Below are 16300 nucleotides of genomic sequence, written 5' to 3' on the forward strand. Positions count from 1 at the left end.
GGCCACGCATTGTTTGGCCGCGGCAAAAAGTGATGGTGCGCTTGGCCGGTTTATCCGCGGGCCGCGGGCTTCTAGAGTGGCTGCTTCCAGCAACACCCGAGAAGGACGGTCCTCATGACCCGCGACGTCGTCACACCCCCGGGGCGCCACGCCCTGTACGAACTGCACCGCTATTCCCCGGCCGTGCGCGCCAATGGCCTGTTGTTCGTTTCCGGCCAGGTGGGCAGCCGCCCCGATGGATCGCCGGAGCCCGACCGGGACGAGCAGGTGCGCCTGGCGTTCAAAAACCTCGATGCCATCCTGGCCGCGGCCGGCTGCAGCTTCGCCGACGTGGTGGACGTGACCGTGTTCATGGTGGACCCGGCGCAGCACTTCGAGCGTGCCTGGGCCGTGGCTGCCGAGTTCTGGGGCCCGCCGCCGTATCCCACCGCCACGGTGGTGGGCGTCACCTGGCTGTCGGGCTTCCAGTTCGAGATCAAGGTGGTCGCCAGGCTGCCGCAGGTTGCCACGACCTGATGAGGCCTACTGCGCCACCAGCGTGATCACCTCACCGTTGTACACGCGCTTGTAGAACAGCTGGTTGTCCTTCACCCGCACCTCGTTGCAGCTGCTTTCGATGGTCTTGCGCATGTCCTGGCACAGCTTGTCGCCCTCTAGCCGCAGCTTGCCGTCCAGGATGCCATTGCGAAAGCTCACGCGGTAGCTGCGGTCGGGGCCGAAGTCCATCTGCCGCCATTGGCCGCCCTGGGTCTGGCCCACGTAGCGCTTGCCTGCCAGCGCATCGAGCGAGGCTTCGGTCAGCGGCACCGCATCGGGCGGAAACTCGGTCGGCTGGGCGCTGGCGGGTGGTGCATGCAGGGCGGCCAGCAGGCAGGCCGCGCCTGCCATCGCCTGCATCGGAAGCGTCGTGTTCATCGGGGGCTCCGGCGGTTGTATTGGCCGCGCCAGCTTAGGAAGCGTGGGCGCGCAGCGCCTCGTCCGCATTGCGGAGATCGCCGTGCCGCGGGCGGGCCGGCAGCCGGGTGTGCCAACATCGCCGCCTCTTCAAAGGAGTGCTTGGAGATGGAAACGCAGCAACTGCACCGCGGACGGCTGATCGACCACCTGCACCTGGTGGTGCGCGACCTGGCCGCCAGCCGGCGCTTCTACCAGGCGGTGCTGGCGGCGCTGCAGGTGCCGATGGGCGGCGAGGGCGCCGACTACTTCTGGGCCGACGAACTCTTCGTCTCCAGTGCCGACAGCGACAGCGCCCAGGGCCGGCTCACCGGCCGCCACCACCTGGCCTTCCAGGCGCGCGACGAAGCGATGGTGCAGGCCTTCCACAAGGCCGCGCTGGCCCATGGCGGCACCGACAACGGCGCACCCGGCCCGCGCGACTACCACCCCGGCTACTACGCCGCCTTCGTGCTCGACCCCGACGGCAACAACATCGAGGCGGTGTTCCACGGCAAGGCCCGCCGCAGCGCCGCCTCGGTGCAGATCGACTTCTAGCGGCCGATGTCGGCATCCCCGCTGTTCTTCGACCGCTTCGAGCTGCAGCCGCTGCAGCGCCGCCTGCTGCGCGATGGCGAGCCGGTGGCACTGGGCGCGCGGGCCTTCGACCTGCTGCTGGCCCTGGCGGCGCGCGAAGGCAGCCTGGTGACCAAGGGCGAGCTGCTCGACCGCGTGTGGTCCGGCCTGGTGGTGGAGGAGAACAACATTGCCGCCCAGGTGACCGCGCTGCGCAAGGCCATCGGCAACGAGCTGATCGCCACCGTGCCCGGCCGCGGCTACCGCTTCACCGCGGCGCTGCGGGCGGCGCCGGCGGCGGGCGACAGCCTGCCGGCCCAGGCAGGCGCGCCCGCCCTGGCCACCGCAGCCGGCACGCCGGCCGCCGCCGCGCCGGCCGAGCCCTTCCAGCTCTTTGGCCGCGAGCCGGACCGCCTGCGCCTGGAAACCGCGCTGCAGCCCGGTGCCTGCATCACGCTGGTGGGACCCGGCGGCGTGGGCAAGACGGCGCTGGCCCGCGCGGTGGTGGCGCGGCGCACCGCCGGCCCCACCGCCTGGGTCGACCTGGCCGCGCTGGGCGATGCCGCGCAGCTGACCGGGGCGCTGTGCCGCGCGCTGGGCATCGGCGCGCCGGAGCCGGCCGACCCGTTCCGCGCCGCCCTGGCCACCGCGCTGGACGGCGGTCGCATGCTGCTGGTGCTGGACAACGCCGAGCACCTGGTGGATGCCGTCGCCGAACTGGCCGGCCTGCTGCGCGAGGCCGCGCCGCGGCTGGCGCTGCTGGTCACCAGCCAGCTGCCGCTGCGCATCGCCGCCGAGCAGGTGCAGCCGCTGGACCCGCTGCCGCCGCCGGCCGACACACTGAGCGACGACGAGGCTTTGGCGGCCGCATCGGTGCAACTGCTGCTGGAGCGGGTGCGGGCCGCAGACCCGCGCTTCCGCGTCGACGCCTCGGGCCTGCCGCTGCTGCGGCGCCTGTGCAACCGCCTGGACGGCCTGCCGCTGGCGCTGGAGATGGCGGCGCCGATGGTGCCGCTGCTGGGCCTGCCGGGCGTGCTGGCCGCGCTGGACGAGCGGCTGGTTGCCTTCCGCCGCGGCCGCCGCGATGCGCCGGCCCGCCACAAGACGCTGCGCGCCGCGCTGCAATGGAGCCACGACCTGCTGCCACCGCCGGCGCAGCGCGCGTTGCGCCGGCTGGCAGTGCTGGCCAACGGTTTCTCGTTGGAGCTGGCGGTGGCGGTGGCCGGCGACGAGGGGGATGACCGCTGGCAGGTGATCGACCTGCTGGCCGAGCTGGTGGACCGCTCGCTGGTGGCCAGCCTGCAGCAGGAGCCGCCGCGCTACCGGCTGCTGGAGACGATGCGCGCCTATGCCCTGGAGCAGCTGGATGCCAGCGGCGAGCGCGACCGGGTGCAGGCCCGCGTGGTGGCGGCGCTGGCGGCGACCATGGCCGCCGCCCCGGCGGGCCAGGTGGATGCGGTGACCGCACAGGAGCTGGGCAACGTGCCCGAGGCCCTGGCCTGGGCCCGCGCGCATGATCCGGCCGCGGCGGTGAGGCTGACGCTGGCCGCCAGCGCCGTGGCCACCTGGACGCCCTGGCTGGCCGAGGCCGCCGGCTGGGTGGAGGCCTGCGAGCCGCTGATCGCCGGCCCCGCCATCGACGCCGGCCAGCGGGCCGCCTGGTGGCGGGAGCTGGCGCGCTTCCAGTCCTTCGTGCGCGGGCCCCGCACCGTGGAGGCGGCCCGCCAGGCCTGCGCCATCGAGCGCGAACGCGGCGACGCCAGCGGCCTGTTCTGGAGCCTGGTGCCGCTGCTGCGCTCGCGGCTGCTGGACGAGCAGGAATTCGATGCCGCCCGCCGCGAGGCCCAGGTACTGCTGGACGCCCATCCCGACTGGCCGCCGCGCTGCCGGGTGGTGTTCAGCGGCACGCTGGCGCTGGAGTACCGCCGGCGCGGCGACTTCGAGGCCGCCTGGCCGCACCAGCAGGACGAGGCCGATCTGGCGCAACGCGCCGGCCTGCACCAGGTGGCCGCCAATGCGCGCAGCAACCTGGTGGCCACCCTCGTCGGGCTGAGCCGCTTCGCACAGGCGCTGGAGCGGCTGGGCGAGCTGGACGACACCGCGGTGCCCAGCGCCATCGGCGCCCACAACCGCGTGCAGCGGCTGAATGCGCTGATCGGCCTGGGCCGGCTGGACGAAGCCCAGTCCTGCGCCGCCGATGCGCTGGCCTGGTGCCGGCGCTTCGACGTGCTGGACATCCTGCAGGTGCTGGCGCTGCTGGCCGCGCGCCAGGGCCGCATGCAGGTGGCCGCCATGCTGCTGGGCCACCACCGCGCCAGCCTGGCCCGCCATGGCGCCAGCCTGCCTGCCGACGACCATGCGCCGTGGCGCGAGGCGCAGCGCCTCGTGGTGGCGCAGTCGGGCGAGGCGGCGCTGCAGGCCGGCATGCAGCGCGGCGAGCGGCTGAGCGCCGAGGCCGCGGACCGCCTGCTGGCCGGCGACGTCGCCCCGGCGTGAGCCCCGCTCAGGCCCACAGCAGCCGGATGGCGAAGCCGATCAGCGCCACGCCCGCGGCCCGCTGCACCAGCCGCCGCAGCGAGGGCAGGCGGCCCAGCCGGCGCGCCGCGGCATGGCCGGCCAGCACCAGGCCGGCCTGGTACAGCAGGCTGATGCCCGAGACGCAGCCCACCATCGTGGCCAGCGATTCGGCGGTGACCGGCGCGCGGAAGAACAACGGCAGCAGCGCGAAATAGAAGAGGATCACCTTCGGGTTGGTGAGGCTCACCGCCAGCGCCTGGCGGCAGTGGCAGGCCCAGCCCGGCGCGGCCGGCACGCCGGCCGGCGCGGCGGCTGCGGCGGGGCGCATCAGCCGGCAGCCCATCCAGCCCAGGTACACCGCACCGCCGGCCTGCAGCAGGTGCAGTGCCTGCGGATGCCCGCGGAACACCGCCTCCAGCCCGCTGGCCGCTGCCAGCATGCACAGCAGGCCGCCCAGCAGCGTGCCCGAGACCGAGGCGAAGCCGGCCCGCATGCCGTGCTGGGCCGTGGTGCGCAGGATGGCCAGCGTGCCCGGGCCGGGGATCAGCTGGAAGACGAGCACGGCCAGCACCAGGCTGCCCAGGGAGTCGATGGAATGCATGGAAACCGCCCCGCGAATTGGATGCGGCCAGTGTTCGGCGCGGGCGGCCGCGGCGTCCTTTGGGGCGGATGAAAACTTCTGAAATCCTGCCCCCGACGCGGCACGTCAGCCGGGCAGGGTGAGCACGCCGTCCTCGTACTGCGCGGCCATGAAATCCACGAAGGCCTTCACCTTCGGGCTGGCCAGGCGGCGGGAGGTGTGCAGCACCCACAGCGCCACCTCGTGGCCGGCCAGGCCGCCCCAGCGCACCAGCTCGCCGCTGGCGATCTGCCGCCAGGCGATGGACTGCGGCACCCGGGCCACGCCAGCGCCGGCCAGGGCCGCATCGCGCACCATCAGCAAGGACGACAGCTGCAGCACCGGCCGGGGCGCCAGCGTCAGCCGGCCGTCGTCCAGCGCCCAGGTGTCGCCTTCGCGGAAGGTGTGGACGATGGCGGGCACCGGCACCGGCTGCGGCGCCTCGCCGGGCGGCGGCATGGGCACCGAGGGCGCGGCCACCACCACCAGCCGGTCGCGGGCGAAGCAGCGGCCCACCAGGGCGGTGTCCGGCCGCGGATTGGGCCGGATCGCCACGTCGAAGCGCTCCTCCACCAGGTCCACCAGCCGGTCTTCGGCCACCACCTCCAGCGTGACCTCGGGATGCAGCGCCTGGAAGCCGGCCGACAGCCGGCCCATCGCCAGTTGCGAGAACAGGATGGGCGCGGCGATGCGCAGCCGCCCGCTGATGCGGCCGCTGCCTTCGCGCGCGGCGGCCAGGGCCTCCACCACCTCGTGCATCGGGCCTTCGGTGCGGCCCAGCAGCAGCTCGCCGGCGTGGGTCAGCTCCAGGCCCTTGCCGCCGCGCTCGATCAGGCGCACACCCAGCTGCTCCTCCAGGTCGGCCACGCGGCGCGACAGCGTGGCCTTGGACCGCCGGCTGGCGCGGCTGGCGCGTCCAAAGCCGCCGTGGGTGGCCACCAGGTTGAAGTCCAACAGGGCATTGAGGTCCATGTGTTCCGGATTCAAGACGAGGCGTCCTGATTTTGGTGGCTGTGTTCGAAAGCCGCAACGACTTATCGTTCGTTCACCCTCACTTGATCGCAAAAGGACATCCCCATGAGCATCCTCGTCATCGGCGCCACCGGCACCGTCGGCTCCCTCGTCGTCCAGGGCCTGGCCCGGGAAGGCGCCTCCGTCACCGCGCTGGTCCGCCGACCCGGCCAGGCCGCGCTGCCCGCGGGCGTGAAGAGCGTGGTGGGCGACCTCACGAACATCGCCTCATTGCGCCAGGCCATGGCCGGCGTGCGCACGCTGTTCCTGCTCAATGCGCTGGCGGCCGACGAGGTGACGCAATCGCTGCAGGCCCTGGGCGTGGCGCGCGAGGCCGGCATCCAGCGCATCGTCTACCTGTCGGTGATCCATGCCGACCTGTACACCGACGTGCCGCACTTCGCCGGCAAGCACACGGTTGAACGGATGATCGAGAGCCTGGACCTGCCGGCCACCATCCTGCGCCCGGCCTACTTCATGCAGAACGACATCGGCATCCAGCCGGTGATCGAGCAGCACGGCGTCTTCCCCATGCCCATCGGCGGCATCGGCTGCGCGATGGTGGACGTGCGCGACATCGCCGACATCGCGGTGGCCGAGCTGCTGCGCCGCGACCGGGCGGCCGGGCCGCTGCCGCGCCACACGCTGGAGGTGGTGGGGCCTGAGCTGATCGACGGCGCGGGCGCCGCCGCCACCTGGAGCCGAGCGCTGGGCCGCGAGGTCCGCTACGGCGGCGATGACCTGCAGGCCTTCGAGGCCCAGCTGGCGGGCCGGATGCCGGCCTGGATGGCCTACGACCTGCGCCTGATGATGGGCCGCATCCAGGCACTGGGCCATGTTCCCGCGGCGGGCGCGGCGCAGCGGCTGCAGGCGCTGCTGGGCCGCCCGCTGCGCAGCTATGCGGCCTTCGTGGCCGAGCGCGTGGCCGGGGGCTGAGGCACCGCCAGCCGGCCGCCCGCCGCACGCTTCAGCGCGGCGGCAAAGGCCAGCGCGGCCGGCTTGCTGTGCGTGCCGCGCTTCGTCACCTGGTACAGGTCCAGGTGCACCACCGGCTCGCGCAGCATCGCCACGGCCAGGCCCTGGCGCAGGCACTCCTCCAGCGCGAAGGAAGGGATGATCGCGTGGCCGCGGCCGGCCCGCACCATGCCGATCAGCGTGCCGATGAGGTTCATGCGCGGGCGCTCCTCATGGGCACGGCCCAGCCGGGCGAGCTGCTTCTCGATCACCACCTGGATCGGGTTGTCCGCCGGCAGGCTCACCAGCGGCAGGCCGCGCAGGCTGCTCCAGGGCCGGCTGTCCGCCAGGCCGCTGCCGTGGGCATCGGGCGGGGCGATGTGCATCAGCCGGAACTTGCACAGCGGCTGGCGCGACAGCCCCACGGCCGGCTTGACGAAGAAGCCGAAGCCGATGTCCACGTCGCCCTCCATCACCCGCTGGCGCACGGTGCCCACCTCCACGTCGGTCAGCTGCACCTGCACCTCGGGGTGGCTGTCGGCAAAGCCGCGCAGCACCTCGGGCAGCAGGCTGGCCGAGATCATCGGCGTGGCCGCCACCAGCAGGCGCGAGCGCACGGCCGCCTCGCTGCCGTCCAGCACCGCGGCCAGGGCGCGCAGCTCGCCGACGATGCGCTCGGCCACCGGCAGCAGCCGCCGGCCCGCATCGGTCAGGGTGAGCGAGCGGGTGGTGCGGTTGAACAGCCGCGCGCCCACCTGCTTCTCCAGCTCCTTGACCAGCATGCTCATGCCCGAAGCGGACAGGTGCACCTGCTCGGCCGCCCTGGCAAAGCTCTGCAGCCGCGCCACCTCCAGGAAGGCATGCAGCTGGCGGTTGCTGACATTCATCAGTCTTCTTGAAGAGTGCACCAGAATTTTCCGTTTGATCCATGCCGGGGCAGCCGGTGTAATTGTCGACCAACACCAAAGGAGACATGCCCCATGAGCCTCGCCACGCCCTTGCCACCACCCTCGTTCCAGCGCAGGCGCCTGCTGCTGGGCGTGCTCGCCGCGGCAGCGGTGCCCGGGGCGCAGGCGCAGACCGGCGGCGACGGGCCGGTGCGCCTGGTGGTGCCCTTCACCCCCGGCACCGGCATCGACCTGATCGCCCGGCAGATCGCGCCGCCCCTGTCGGAGCGGCTGAAGCGCCCCTTCTTCGTGGACAACAAGGCGGGCGCCTCGGGCAGCATCGGCACGCAGGAGGTGGTGCGCGCCGCACCGGACGGCGCCACCTTGCTGGTGAGCGTGAACACGCTGGTGATGAACATGGCGCTGTATCCCAAGCTGGGCTTCAATCCGCTGACCGACCTGCAGCCGGTGAGCCAGACGAGCTGGGGCCAGCTGCTGCTGGTGGCCGGCGAGAACGCCAACATCGCCACCTTGCCGGAGCTGATGGCGCGGGCCAAGGCCAGGCCGGGCGCGCTCAACTACGGCTCGCCGGGCGCCGGCACGCCGCACCACCTGGCGATGGAGCTGCTGAAGAACCGGGCGCGCATCTCGCTCACGCTCATCAGCTACCGCGGCACGGCGCCGGCGGTCACCGACCTGCTGGCGGGCCAGATCGACGTGATGTTCCTGCCCATCCACGTGGCGCTGCAGCATGTGAAGGCCGGCAAGCTCAAGGCGCTGGCCATCAGCTCCAGTGCGCCGCATCCGCTGCTGCCGGAGGTGCCCACGCTCAACAGCCTGAAGCTGGGCGACCTGGACGTGGACATGTGGTACGGCGTTTTCGCGCCGGCGGCCACGCCGCGCGCCATCGTCGACCGCCTCAATGCCGAGCTGCGCGAGGTGCTGGCCGCGCCCGCCATCGCCAAGGCCTTCGAGACGCAGGGCATGACGCCGGCCCATGCCACGCCCGATGCCTTCCGCAAGCTGGTGGTGGCCGATGCGAAGCGGTGGTCCGACCTCATCAAGGCCCAGGGCATCACCGCCGAATGAGCCGCACAGGACACGACATGAACGAGCAAGCAAGCACGGCCGGCGTGCAGGACGCCGAGGTGGTCATCGTCGGCGGCGGCCCGGTGGGCATGGGCCTGGCCATCGAGCTGGGACAGCGCGGCGTGCGCACCGTGGTGGCGGAGCGCTACGCGCAGCCGCAGCCCATCCCCAAGGGCCAGAACCTGACGCAGCGCACGATGGAGCACTTCCATTTCTGGGGGGCCGAGAAGCAGCTGCGTGCCGCGCGCACCATCCCCGCGGAATACGGCATCGGCGGCCTGACGGCGCACGGCACGCTGCTGGGCCCGCACACCTACGACTGGCTGCAGCGCGACCTGGTGCGGCCTTACTACTTCACCGGCAACGAACGGCTGCCGCAGTACGCCACCGAGGCGGTGCTGCGCCAGCGGGTGGCGCAGCTGCCCTCGGTGCAGGCGCTGTACGGCTGGGAGGCCAAGGCGGTGGACCAGCACGCCGACGGTGCCTCGGTGGTGCTCGGCCAGCGCGATGGCAGCGGCGGCGAGCGCACGCTGCGCTGTGCCTACGTGGTGGGCTGCGACGGCGCACGCTCGCTGGTGCGGGAGCAGGCCGGCATCACCCAGACCCGCACCGACCACGACCGGATGATGGTGCTGCTGGTGTTCCGCTCGCACGGGCTGCATGAGCTGCTGCAGCGTTATCCCGGCAAGTCCTACTACAACGTGCTGCAGCCGGAGCTGCAGGGCTACTGGAAGTTCTTCGGCCGGGTGGACCTGGGCAGCACCTGGTTCTTCCATGCGCCGGTGCCGCCCGGCACCACCAAGGACAACTTCGATTTCGCGGCCTACCTGCAGGAGGCGGTGGGCGCGCCCTTCGACATCGAGTTCCAGCACATCGGCTTCTGGGACCTGCGCTTCATGCTGGCCGACCGCTACCGCCAAGGCCGTGTCTTCGTGGCCGGCGATGCGGCCCACAGCCATCCGCCCTATGGCGGCTATGGCGTCAACTCCGGCCTGGAGGATGCACGCAACCTGGGCTGGAAGCTGGCGGCGCTGCTGCAGGGCTGGGGCGGCGAGCCGCTGCTCGACTCCTACGACGGCGAGCGCCGCCCGGTGTTCGCCTCCACCATGCGCGACTTCATCGCCCGCTCCATCGAGACCGACCGCCAGTTCCTGGAACAGCATGATCCGGCGCGCGACCTGCCCGCCTTCGAGGCCGCCTGGCAGGCGCGGGCGCAGGGCGCGGTGGGCGAGGTGCATGCCTTCGAGCCGCACTACGAAGGCTCGCCGGTGGTGTGGGGCGGCGAAGGCCGCGGGCCCAGCGCCATGGGCCGCCACCAGTTCGAGGCGCGGCCGGGGCACCACCTGGCGCCGGCGGTGCTGCCGTCCGGCGGCAACGTGTTCGAGGCGCTGGGCCCGGGCTTCTCGCTGCTGGCCTTCGAGGGCGAGGCGACCGCCGATGCGGTGCAGGCCTTCCTCGGCGCAGCCGCCGCGCTGGGCCTGCCCTTGACGGTGGTGCAGGCCGCAGCCGAAGGCGAGCACCGCCGCTACGGCGCGCCGCTGGTGCTGGTGCGGCCCGACCAGTTCGTCGCCTGGGTGGGCCAGCCCGCCGAGGCTTCGGGCGCGCTGGCCGGCCAGGTGCTGTCGCGGGCCGCAGGACTGCCGGCCCGCGCGCCGGCTCAGGGCGTGGTGCAGGTGTAGTTGCTGGCGAGCGCGGCCGCCGCCGCATCGTTGGCCGGGCCGGTGTAGCGCGCGTACTGCGGATGGCGGCACAGCGGCCGGGTGAAGCCGGCCGTGCTGCCGCTGGCCTGCCGGGTGGCGGTGAGCGTGCCGGGCGCGGTGCCGCCCACCACCCAGGCGTCCAGCGCGGCCAGCAGGTCCGCCTGGTCGGCACCGGGGCCACCGGCGCAGTGGTTCACCCCGGGCGCGATGTAGTAGCGCATGAAGTCGTCGGCGGCCGCCTGCCCGCCCACCGCGGCCACCGCGCCCTGGTAGTAGGCGGTGGTGGCCTTGTAGCTCAGCGCCGAATCATTGCCGCCGTGCCACAGGATGAGCTTGGCATTGCTGGCCTTGAAGGGCCGCAGGTCGGTGTTGGTGGCGTCGTTCAGCGCCGACAGCGCATACAGCCCGTTGAGGTTGCCGTCCCAGGTGTAGGCCAGCGAGTCCTGGCCGCGGTCGCGGGCCAGGTAGTTCTTCACCGTGGTGTCCTGGAACAGGTACTGCAGCGCCGCCTGCACCGTGCCGCCGCCGGTCACCCAGGCGGGCCAGGCGCCGGCATCGTCCTCGTTGCCGGTCAAGGCCCAGCCGGCGTTGGTGTAGGTGCCGCCCGCCCAGGAGGCCGGGGAGGTCCACGAGGCCACCGTGGCCAGTTGCGCATCCGACAGGCAGGTGTCGCCGGTGTCGGCGCCACCCGCGCAGCGCAGCACCGCGGGGTCGAAGCTGCAGGCCTGCGGATGGGAGACGATGCCGTCGGCGAGGCCGTCGTTGGCATCGCAGGCCTGGCGCACCGATTGCGCCAGCAGGCCCAGCTTGGCCGCGTTGAACTGGCCACCCGGCGCCGCCAGCGCCTTGGCCGTGCGGTTGAACTGTCCCATGAAGCCCACCCAGTTGTAGGCCGGTGCGCGGGCGATGATGCCGTCGAACAGGTTGGGGTTGCGCTGCGCGGCCATCAGCGCCTCGCGCCCGCCGTTGGAGCAGCCTTCGAAGTACGCGCGCTCCGGCAGCTTGCCGTAGGCCGACTGCAGCATCTCGCGCGCCGACGACATCACCGTGGGCACCGACAGCGAGCCGAACAGGTTGGCCGCCTGCGTGTCGTTGAGCGCGAAGTCGGCCGACAGCACGTTGCCCGCATGGCCCGAGTCGCTGTTGACCGTGGCATAGCCCGCCTGCAGCGCGGTGAGGTTGCCGCCTTGCAGGGTGGGAATGCTGCCGTTGTAGCCGCCACCGCCGCCGTAGTAGAGCTTGCCGTTCCACTGCTGCGGCAGCCGCATCTCCAGGTTGAGCTGCGGCGCGATGGTGGCGGTCACCTTGCAGTACAGCGGTGCCACGCCGCTGGCCGCCACGGTGGCGGCGCTGGCCACGGTGGCGCCGGCCACCGTCTTGCCCGACAGTGCCGCGCAGGCCTGCTCGGCGGTGGCCACCGGTGCGGGCGTGTCGTCGTCATCGTCGTCGTCGTCGCTGTTGCAGGCGGCCAGGCCGAGCAGGCAGCAGGCCAGGGCGGCGGCGGTGGCTGCCCGCAGCATCCGGGGCTGCCGGAGCCGGGGCAGGGGCAGGGCGGCGTGGGTTTCCAGCGGCGAACGGCTGCGGTGGTGCATCTGTGTCTCCTCGGCCTCTTGGTGATGGGCCGGGCCAGTCTGGCACCGGGGTGCTGCGCAGAATGTCCAGTGCCTACCAATCGGCCCGGTGTCCGATGCGTGCTTTCCCTGAGCGTGTTTTCCCGGTTGCATGTGCCGGTGCGCGGCCTAATGTCGGCAGCCCCGTCGTGCATGGACAAGACCTTGCAGGAAGTCAAAGCGGCACCGGTCGAACTGCTGGCACAGGCCCCCTGGGTGGCCTGCTTGACGCCGCAGCAATGGCAGCGCGCCCAGCGGGAGACGCTGCTCACCCGCCGCTCGGCCGGCGAGGTGGTCAGCGCCAAGGGCACCCCGGCCCGCCACTGGATCGGCGTGCTGGAAGGCATGGTCAAGGTGGACGGCCTGTCGGCGGATGGCCGCTCCACCACCCTGAGCGGCGTGCCCTCGGGTGGCTGGCTGGGCGAGGGCTCGATGCTCAAGCACGAGCGCCGGCCCTACGAGGTGGTGGCGCTGCAGGACAGCTGGCTGGCGCTGATGCCCTCGGCCACCTTCGACTGGCTGTGCGAGACCAGCCTGGGCTTCAACCAGTTCCTGGTGCGGCAGCTGAATGCGCGCCTCGGGCAGTTCCTGGCGGTGGTGGAAAGCCACCGCATCCAGACCACCACCTCGCAGGTGGCGGTGTGCCTGTGCGAGTTGGTGAACCCCGCGCTGTGCACGCCGGTGACCGGCGCGCTGCGGCTGTCGCAGGAGGAGATCGCGCGGCTGTGCGGGCTGTCGCGCCAGGTGACCGGGCGCGCGCTGCATGAGCTGGAAGCGCGCGGCCTGGTGGCGATGCGCTATGGCGGCATCGAGGTGCTGGACGTCGCCGGGCTGCAGGCCGCCGTGCGCGGCAGCCCCGGCCATGCCCCCGCCGGCGCAGCGGCCTGACGGCGAGGGCTGCGGCCCGGTGGCCGGTGTTGTGCAGAATGGGCCGATGCAACTCGTCTGCCCTGCCTGCACCCGCAGGAACCGCGTGCCCGAAGACCGACTGGCCGAGCAGCCGCTGTGCGGCGTGTGCGGCGCGCCGCTGCTGCCGGCCGCGCCGGTGGCGCTGGACGACGGCAGCTTCGAGCGCCATGTGCAAGGCACCGAGCTGCCGGTGGTGGTGGACTTCTGGGCCGCCTGGTGCGGCCCCTGCCGGGTGATGGCGCCGCAGTTCGCCGAGGCCGCGCGGCGGCTGCCGCTGGTGCGCTTCGCCAAGGTGGACACCGAGGCCGCGCCGCAGACCGCCGGCCGGCTGCAGATCCGCAGCATCCCCACGCTGGCGCTGTTCCGCGGCGGCCGCGAGGTGGCGCGCCAGGCCGGCGCGCTGTCGGCCGCCGACATCGTGGCCTGGGTGCAGGCCCATGGCGCCTGAGGCCACCGCATGAAGCCGGCCGACGCCCAGCTGCTGCAGACGCTGCAGCAGCGCTTCGAGCAGCATGGCCACCGCCATGCCGGCATCGCCTGGGCCGATGTGCAGGTGCGGCTGCAGGCCCGGCCCGCGGCGCTGCGCACGCTGGCGGCGATGGAGGCCACCGGCGGCGAGCCCGACGTGATCGCGCAGGATGCCGCCAGCGGCATGCTCACCTTCTGCGATTGCGCGGCCGAGAGCCCGTCCGGCCGCCGCAGCCTGTGCTACGACCTGCAGGGCCTGCAGGCGCGCAAGGAGCACCGGCCGGCGCACAGCGCGGTGGAGATGGCGGCCGAGATGGGCCTGACGCTGCTGACCGAGGCGCAGTACCTGGCGCTGCAGGCGCTGGGCCCGGTGGACACCAAGACCTCCAGCTGGCTGCTCACGCCGCCGGCGCTGCGGGCGCAGGGCGGCGCGCTGTTCGGCGACCATCGCTATGGCCGCAGCTTCGTCTATCACAACGGCGCGCAGTCCTACTACGCGGTGCGCGGCTTCCGCGGGCTGCTGTCGGTCTGATCGGGTGTGCGCAGCAGCTCGGTGGCGCGGTAGCCGTCGGGCACGCCGTCCAGCAGGATGACGTCGCCGCGCGAATGGCGCAGCCGCAGCGGCAGGATGGCCTGGTAGGCCGACGAGTGGTACCAGGCGCGGGCCGCCGCCAGGTCCGGAAACTCCACCACCACCACGTCGCCGGGCCAGTCGCCTTCCAGCACCTCGGGCCGCTTGCCGTGGCTGCGGAAGCGCCCGCCATGGGGCTGGAAGGTGTCGTCCACCGCCTGGAGGTAGCGGACGATGTCTTCGCCGAACTGCACGTCCTGCAGGTGGGCGATGGCAAATGCGGGCATGGGGACTCCTTCGTATCGAGGCATGTGCGTGCCCGCACTGTGCCGCTTGCGGGTGCTGGCGTCGATGACCTGGCAGGTCAACGACCGGCCGCGGCGCCGCCGGCCTGAACGGCGGCGCGGGCGCAGTGCTTGCCACAGCCGCGCGGTTGCCACCACGGAGCTTGCATGCCTCCAACGTTCCGAACCCGCTCGGCCTGGCGGCCGATGCTGGGCCTTGTCCTGCTGTCGGCCGCGACCCTGGCCGCGGCGGCCGAATCCGACGACACCGCCGCCTGCCGCAGCCAGCCGGCCACCGGCGCACCCCAGCTGCACCTGCGCATCGACAACGACCTGCTGGGCGGGCGCGACGAGGGCTACAGCAACGGCGCGCTGTTCACGCTGGTGTCGGCCAACCTCACCAGCTTCACCGATGACGACTGCCTGCCCGGCTTCGTGCGGCAGCTCAACCGCGGCCTGCGCTGGCTGCAGCCGCGCCAGGCCGAGCAGCGCAACCTGGTGCTGGACGCGGGGCAGGCCATCCTCACGCCCGGCGACAACGAGCGCAGCGATCCCATCCCCGAGGACCGGCCCTATGCCGCGGTGCTGGCCGCCGCGCTGAGCTACCAGGGCCGCAGCGGCCCGCTGCTGGAAACCAGCACGCTGCTGCTGGGCTGGGTGGGACCTTCCGCACGCGGCGAGGAGGTGCAGCGGCTGGTGCACAGGATCACCGGCTCCCGCCGCTTCAATGGCTGGCGCAACCAGCTGCGCGACGAGCCGGTGCTGCAGCTGCAGCGCGAGTGGGCGCGGCGCGGACCGGCTTCCGACGACGCCGGCAGCGACCGCGCCGGCTGGGACACCGTGGCCCGGCTGGGCGCCAGCCTGGGCACGCTGAACACCGGCGCGCTGGCCGGTGCGCAGTGGCGCTGGGGCACGCGGCTGCCCGACGACTTCGGCAGCGTGCCCACCTGGGCCGGCTCGCTGGGCACCGCGCCGGCGCGCCAGCCGGGGGCCTGGCGACGCCCGGGCTGGGCCGGCCATGTCTTCGCCGGCACCGACCTGCGCTGGGTGGCGCACGACCTCACGCTGGACGGCAACGTGTTCCACCGCAGCCAGAGCGTGCAGCGCCGGCCCTTCGTCGGCGAGGTGAGCTACGGCCTGGTGTTGCAGAACGGCCCCTGGCGCCTGGCCCTGGCGCGCTACCACCGCAGCCATGAGTTCGAGGGCCAGCGCCAGCGGCCGGTGTTCGGCAGCATCGTGCTGAGCCGGGCGCTGTAGCCGGCTCAGGCGGCGCCGGTCAGGATCTCCACCAGGCGGGCGCCCAGCGGCGGCAGCCGGCTGCCGGCCCGCATCACGATGCCGATCTCGCGGCGGATGCGGGCCTCGGCCATCGGCAGCGCCACCACCCCGGCACCGGCCGGCGTGGCCAGCATCGCCTGGCTCATCAGCGAGACCAGGTCGCTGTGGCGCACCAGGTCCAGCAGCTGGCCCGCGGTGTTGTTGACCTCCACCACCACCCGCGGCGGCGGCAGGCCGGCCTCGGCCAGCCGGCCTTCCACCGCACGGCGCGCGGCCACCGCCAGGCCGGGCAGCATCCACTGCGCCTGCGCCAGGTCCTTCAGCCGCACCCGCCGGCGCGACAGCAGCGGATGGCCCTCGCGCACCACCATGCACAGGTCGTCGGCCATCAGCGGCACCGCCTGCAGGTCGTCGGGCAGCTCGGCCGGCAGCGCATTGATGCTGAGGTCGATGTCGCCGCGGCGCAGCGCCGTCAGCAGCGTGTCGTTCAGGTGGATGAGCACCGACACCCGCGCGGCCGGCCGCTCCTGGTTCAGCCGCACGCAGGCCGGCACGAAGAGCTGATTGGCATACAGCGGCGACACGCCCACATGCAGCGTGCCCAGCTCGCCCAGGTGCAGGTCGGCGGCTTCCTTGATGGCCTCGCCCAGGCTGCCGCGCAGCGTGGCCAGGCGCTCGTGGAAGCGGGCCGACGCCGCGGTGAGCTCCATGCCGCGCCGGCTGCGGATGAAGAGAGGGAACCCCAGCTCCGCCTCCAGCCGCTGGATGCCCTTGGTGACCGCCGGCTGCGAGACCGCCAGCTCCAGCGCGGCGCGGCGCACCTGCCGGTGGCGGGCCACGGCCAGGAAGTAGTCGATGTCGTCCAGTCGCAGGGCCATACCGGGGCGCTTCCGT

17 protein-coding genes are annotated in these 16300 nt (G+C 72.9%); 10 read left to right on the forward strand and 7 right to left on the reverse strand.

Going from position 1 to position 16300, the window contains the following annotated elements:
- The first annotated feature begins 114 nt into the window (after nt 1–114).
- Nucleotides 115–516: a RidA family protein gene (locus LRS14_RS19325; protein ID WP_257800705.1), complete on the forward strand. Its 402-nt coding sequence runs from the start codon at nt 115–117 to the stop codon at nt 514–516.
- A 6-nt stretch (nt 517–522) separates the two neighbouring features.
- Here LRS14_RS19325 and LRS14_RS19330 read toward each other — a convergent pair whose 3' ends face one another.
- A complete protein-coding gene (locus tag LRS14_RS19330; protein WP_257800706.1) occupies nt 523–915 on the reverse strand; it encodes a hypothetical protein in 393 nt (130 codons plus the stop codon).
- Between the two features lie 147 nt (nt 916–1062).
- Here LRS14_RS19330 and LRS14_RS19335 point away from each other — a divergent pair, with 147 nt between their 5' ends.
- Both LRS14_RS19335 and LRS14_RS19340 read left to right on the forward strand, forming a co-directional pair.
- The gene (locus tag LRS14_RS19335; protein WP_257800707.1) at nt 1063–1491 is read left to right on the forward strand and encodes a VOC family protein; all 429 of its coding nucleotides are present in this window, start codon (nt 1063–1065) and stop codon (nt 1489–1491) included.
- Nucleotides 1492–1497: 6 nt separating this feature from the next.
- On the forward strand, nt 1498–4005 hold the full coding sequence (locus LRS14_RS19340; RefSeq protein WP_257800708.1) for a winged helix-turn-helix domain-containing protein: 2508 nt from the start codon (nt 1498–1500) through the stop codon (nt 4003–4005).
- A 7-nt stretch (nt 4006–4012) separates the two neighbouring features.
- Here LRS14_RS19340 and LRS14_RS19345 read toward each other — a convergent pair whose 3' ends face one another.
- Entirely contained in the window at nt 4013–4627 is a 615-nt protein-coding gene (locus LRS14_RS19345; protein WP_257800709.1) for a LysE family translocator, read from the reverse strand.
- Nucleotides 4628–4732: 105 nt separating this feature from the next.
- On the reverse strand, nt 4733–5617 hold the full coding sequence (locus tag LRS14_RS19350) for a LysR family transcriptional regulator (RefSeq protein WP_257800710.1): 885 nt from the start codon (nt 5615–5617) through the stop codon (nt 4733–4735).
- Between the two features lie 105 nt (nt 5618–5722).
- Here LRS14_RS19350 and LRS14_RS19355 point away from each other — a divergent pair, with 105 nt between their 5' ends.
- Nucleotides 5723–6592, forward strand: a complete 870-nt coding sequence (locus LRS14_RS19355; protein WP_257800711.1) for an NmrA/HSCARG family protein — start codon at nt 5723–5725, stop codon at nt 6590–6592.
- Here the strand turns inward: LRS14_RS19355 and LRS14_RS19360 are convergent.
- Nucleotides 6553–7497: a LysR family transcriptional regulator gene (locus tag LRS14_RS19360; protein ID WP_046111952.1), complete on the reverse strand. Its 945-nt coding sequence runs from the start codon at nt 7495–7497 to the stop codon at nt 6553–6555. The two genes, LRS14_RS19355 and LRS14_RS19360, sit on opposite strands and share 40 nt — an antisense overlap.
- A 93-nt stretch (nt 7498–7590) precedes the next feature.
- Between LRS14_RS19360 and LRS14_RS19365 the strand changes: the two genes are divergently transcribed.
- Nucleotides 7591–8586, forward strand: a complete 996-nt coding sequence (locus LRS14_RS19365; RefSeq protein ID WP_257800712.1) for a tripartite tricarboxylate transporter substrate binding protein — start codon at nt 7591–7593, stop codon at nt 8584–8586.
- Between the two features lie 17 nt (nt 8587–8603).
- Entirely contained in the window at nt 8604–10265 is a 1662-nt protein-coding gene (locus tag LRS14_RS19370; protein ID WP_257800713.1) for an FAD-dependent monooxygenase, read from the forward strand.
- On the opposite strand, the gene LRS14_RS19375 is transcribed toward LRS14_RS19370, so the two are convergent.
- Nucleotides 10244–11878: a tannase/feruloyl esterase family alpha/beta hydrolase gene (locus tag LRS14_RS19375; RefSeq protein ID WP_257800714.1), complete on the reverse strand. Its 1635-nt coding sequence runs from the start codon at nt 11876–11878 to the stop codon at nt 10244–10246. The two genes, LRS14_RS19370 and LRS14_RS19375, sit on opposite strands and share 22 nt — an antisense overlap.
- 171 nt (nt 11879–12049) lie before the next feature.
- On the opposite strand from LRS14_RS19375, the gene LRS14_RS19380 reads away from it, so the two are divergent.
- From LRS14_RS19380 to LRS14_RS19390, 3 genes are read left to right on the forward strand one after another with little or no spacing between them, the layout of a single operon-like run.
- On the forward strand, nt 12050–12784 hold the full coding sequence (locus LRS14_RS19380; protein ID WP_046111949.1) for a Crp/Fnr family transcriptional regulator: 735 nt from the start codon (nt 12050–12052) through the stop codon (nt 12782–12784).
- A 46-nt stretch (nt 12785–12830) separates the two neighbouring features.
- Nucleotides 12831–13253, forward strand: a complete 423-nt coding sequence (gene trxC / locus LRS14_RS19385) for a thioredoxin TrxC (RefSeq protein WP_257800716.1) — start codon at nt 12831–12833, stop codon at nt 13251–13253.
- 9 nt (nt 13254–13262) lie between these two features.
- Nucleotides 13263–13805 (forward strand): DUF4256 domain-containing protein, encoded by a 543-nt coding sequence (locus tag LRS14_RS19390; protein WP_257800717.1) that lies wholly within the window; start codon nt 13263–13265, stop codon nt 13803–13805.
- Here LRS14_RS19390 and LRS14_RS19395 read toward each other — a convergent pair.
- A complete protein-coding gene (locus tag LRS14_RS19395) occupies nt 13766–14131 on the reverse strand; it encodes a DUF1330 domain-containing protein (RefSeq protein ID WP_257800718.1) in 366 nt (121 codons plus the stop codon). The genes LRS14_RS19390 and LRS14_RS19395 overlap by 40 nt on opposite strands.
- Before the next feature lie 165 nt (nt 14132–14296).
- Between LRS14_RS19395 and LRS14_RS19400 the strand changes: the two genes are divergently transcribed.
- Complete coding sequence (locus LRS14_RS19400) at nt 14297–15385, forward strand: lipid A deacylase LpxR family protein (RefSeq protein WP_046111946.1); 1089 nt, start codon at nt 14297–14299, stop codon at nt 15383–15385.
- Nucleotides 15386–15390: 5 nt separating this feature from the next.
- Here LRS14_RS19400 and LRS14_RS19405 read toward each other — a convergent pair whose 3' ends face one another.
- Entirely contained in the window at nt 15391–16284 is an 894-nt protein-coding gene (locus tag LRS14_RS19405) for a LysR family transcriptional regulator (RefSeq protein WP_046111945.1), read from the reverse strand.
- Nucleotides 16285–16300: the final 16 nt, after the last annotated feature.

Source organism: Aquincola sp. J276 (assembly GCF_024700035.1).
GTDB classification, from domain to species: domain Bacteria; phylum Pseudomonadota; class Gammaproteobacteria; order Burkholderiales; family Burkholderiaceae_C; genus Aquincola; species Aquincola tertiaricarbonis.

Coding starts and splice junctions, on each gene's coding strand:
- trxC (WP_257800716.1), top strand. CDS start 12,831: ATGCAACTCGTCTGCCCTGCCTGCACCCGCAGGAACCGCGTGCCCGAA.
- LRS14_RS19330 (WP_257800706.1), bottom strand. CDS start 915: ATGAACACGACGCTTCCGATGCAGGCGATGGCAGGCGCGGCCTGCCTG.
- LRS14_RS19360 (WP_046111952.1), bottom strand. CDS start 7,497: ATGAATGTCAGCAACCGCCAGCTGCATGCCTTCCTGGAGGTGGCGCGG.
- LRS14_RS19400 (WP_046111946.1), top strand. CDS start 14,297: ATGCCTCCAACGTTCCGAACCCGCTCGGCCTGGCGGCCGATGCTGGGC.
- LRS14_RS19345 (WP_257800709.1), bottom strand. CDS start 4,627: ATGCATTCCATCGACTCCCTGGGCAGCCTGGTGCTGGCCGTGCTCGTC.
- LRS14_RS19380 (WP_046111949.1), top strand. CDS start 12,050: ATGGACAAGACCTTGCAGGAAGTCAAAGCGGCACCGGTCGAACTGCTG.
- LRS14_RS19335 (WP_257800707.1), top strand. CDS start 1,063: ATGGAAACGCAGCAACTGCACCGCGGACGGCTGATCGACCACCTGCAC.
- LRS14_RS19340 (WP_257800708.1), top strand. CDS start 1,498: ATGTCGGCATCCCCGCTGTTCTTCGACCGCTTCGAGCTGCAGCCGCTG.
- LRS14_RS19395 (WP_257800718.1), bottom strand. CDS start 14,131: ATGCCCGCATTTGCCATCGCCCACCTGCAGGACGTGCAGTTCGGCGAA.
- LRS14_RS19390 (WP_257800717.1), top strand. CDS start 13,263: ATGAAGCCGGCCGACGCCCAGCTGCTGCAGACGCTGCAGCAGCGCTTC.
- LRS14_RS19325 (WP_257800705.1), top strand. CDS start 115: ATGACCCGCGACGTCGTCACACCCCCGGGGCGCCACGCCCTGTACGAA.
- LRS14_RS19370 (WP_257800713.1), top strand. CDS start 8,604: ATGAACGAGCAAGCAAGCACGGCCGGCGTGCAGGACGCCGAGGTGGTC.
- LRS14_RS19350 (WP_257800710.1), bottom strand. CDS start 5,617: ATGGACCTCAATGCCCTGTTGGACTTCAACCTGGTGGCCACCCACGGC.
- LRS14_RS19355 (WP_257800711.1), top strand. CDS start 5,723: ATGAGCATCCTCGTCATCGGCGCCACCGGCACCGTCGGCTCCCTCGTC.
- LRS14_RS19365 (WP_257800712.1), top strand. CDS start 7,591: ATGAGCCTCGCCACGCCCTTGCCACCACCCTCGTTCCAGCGCAGGCGC.
- LRS14_RS19375 (WP_257800714.1), bottom strand. CDS start 11,878: ATGCACCACCGCAGCCGTTCGCCGCTGGAAACCCACGCCGCCCTGCCC.
- LRS14_RS19405 (WP_046111945.1), bottom strand. CDS start 16,284: ATGGCCCTGCGACTGGACGACATCGACTACTTCCTGGCCGTGGCCCGC.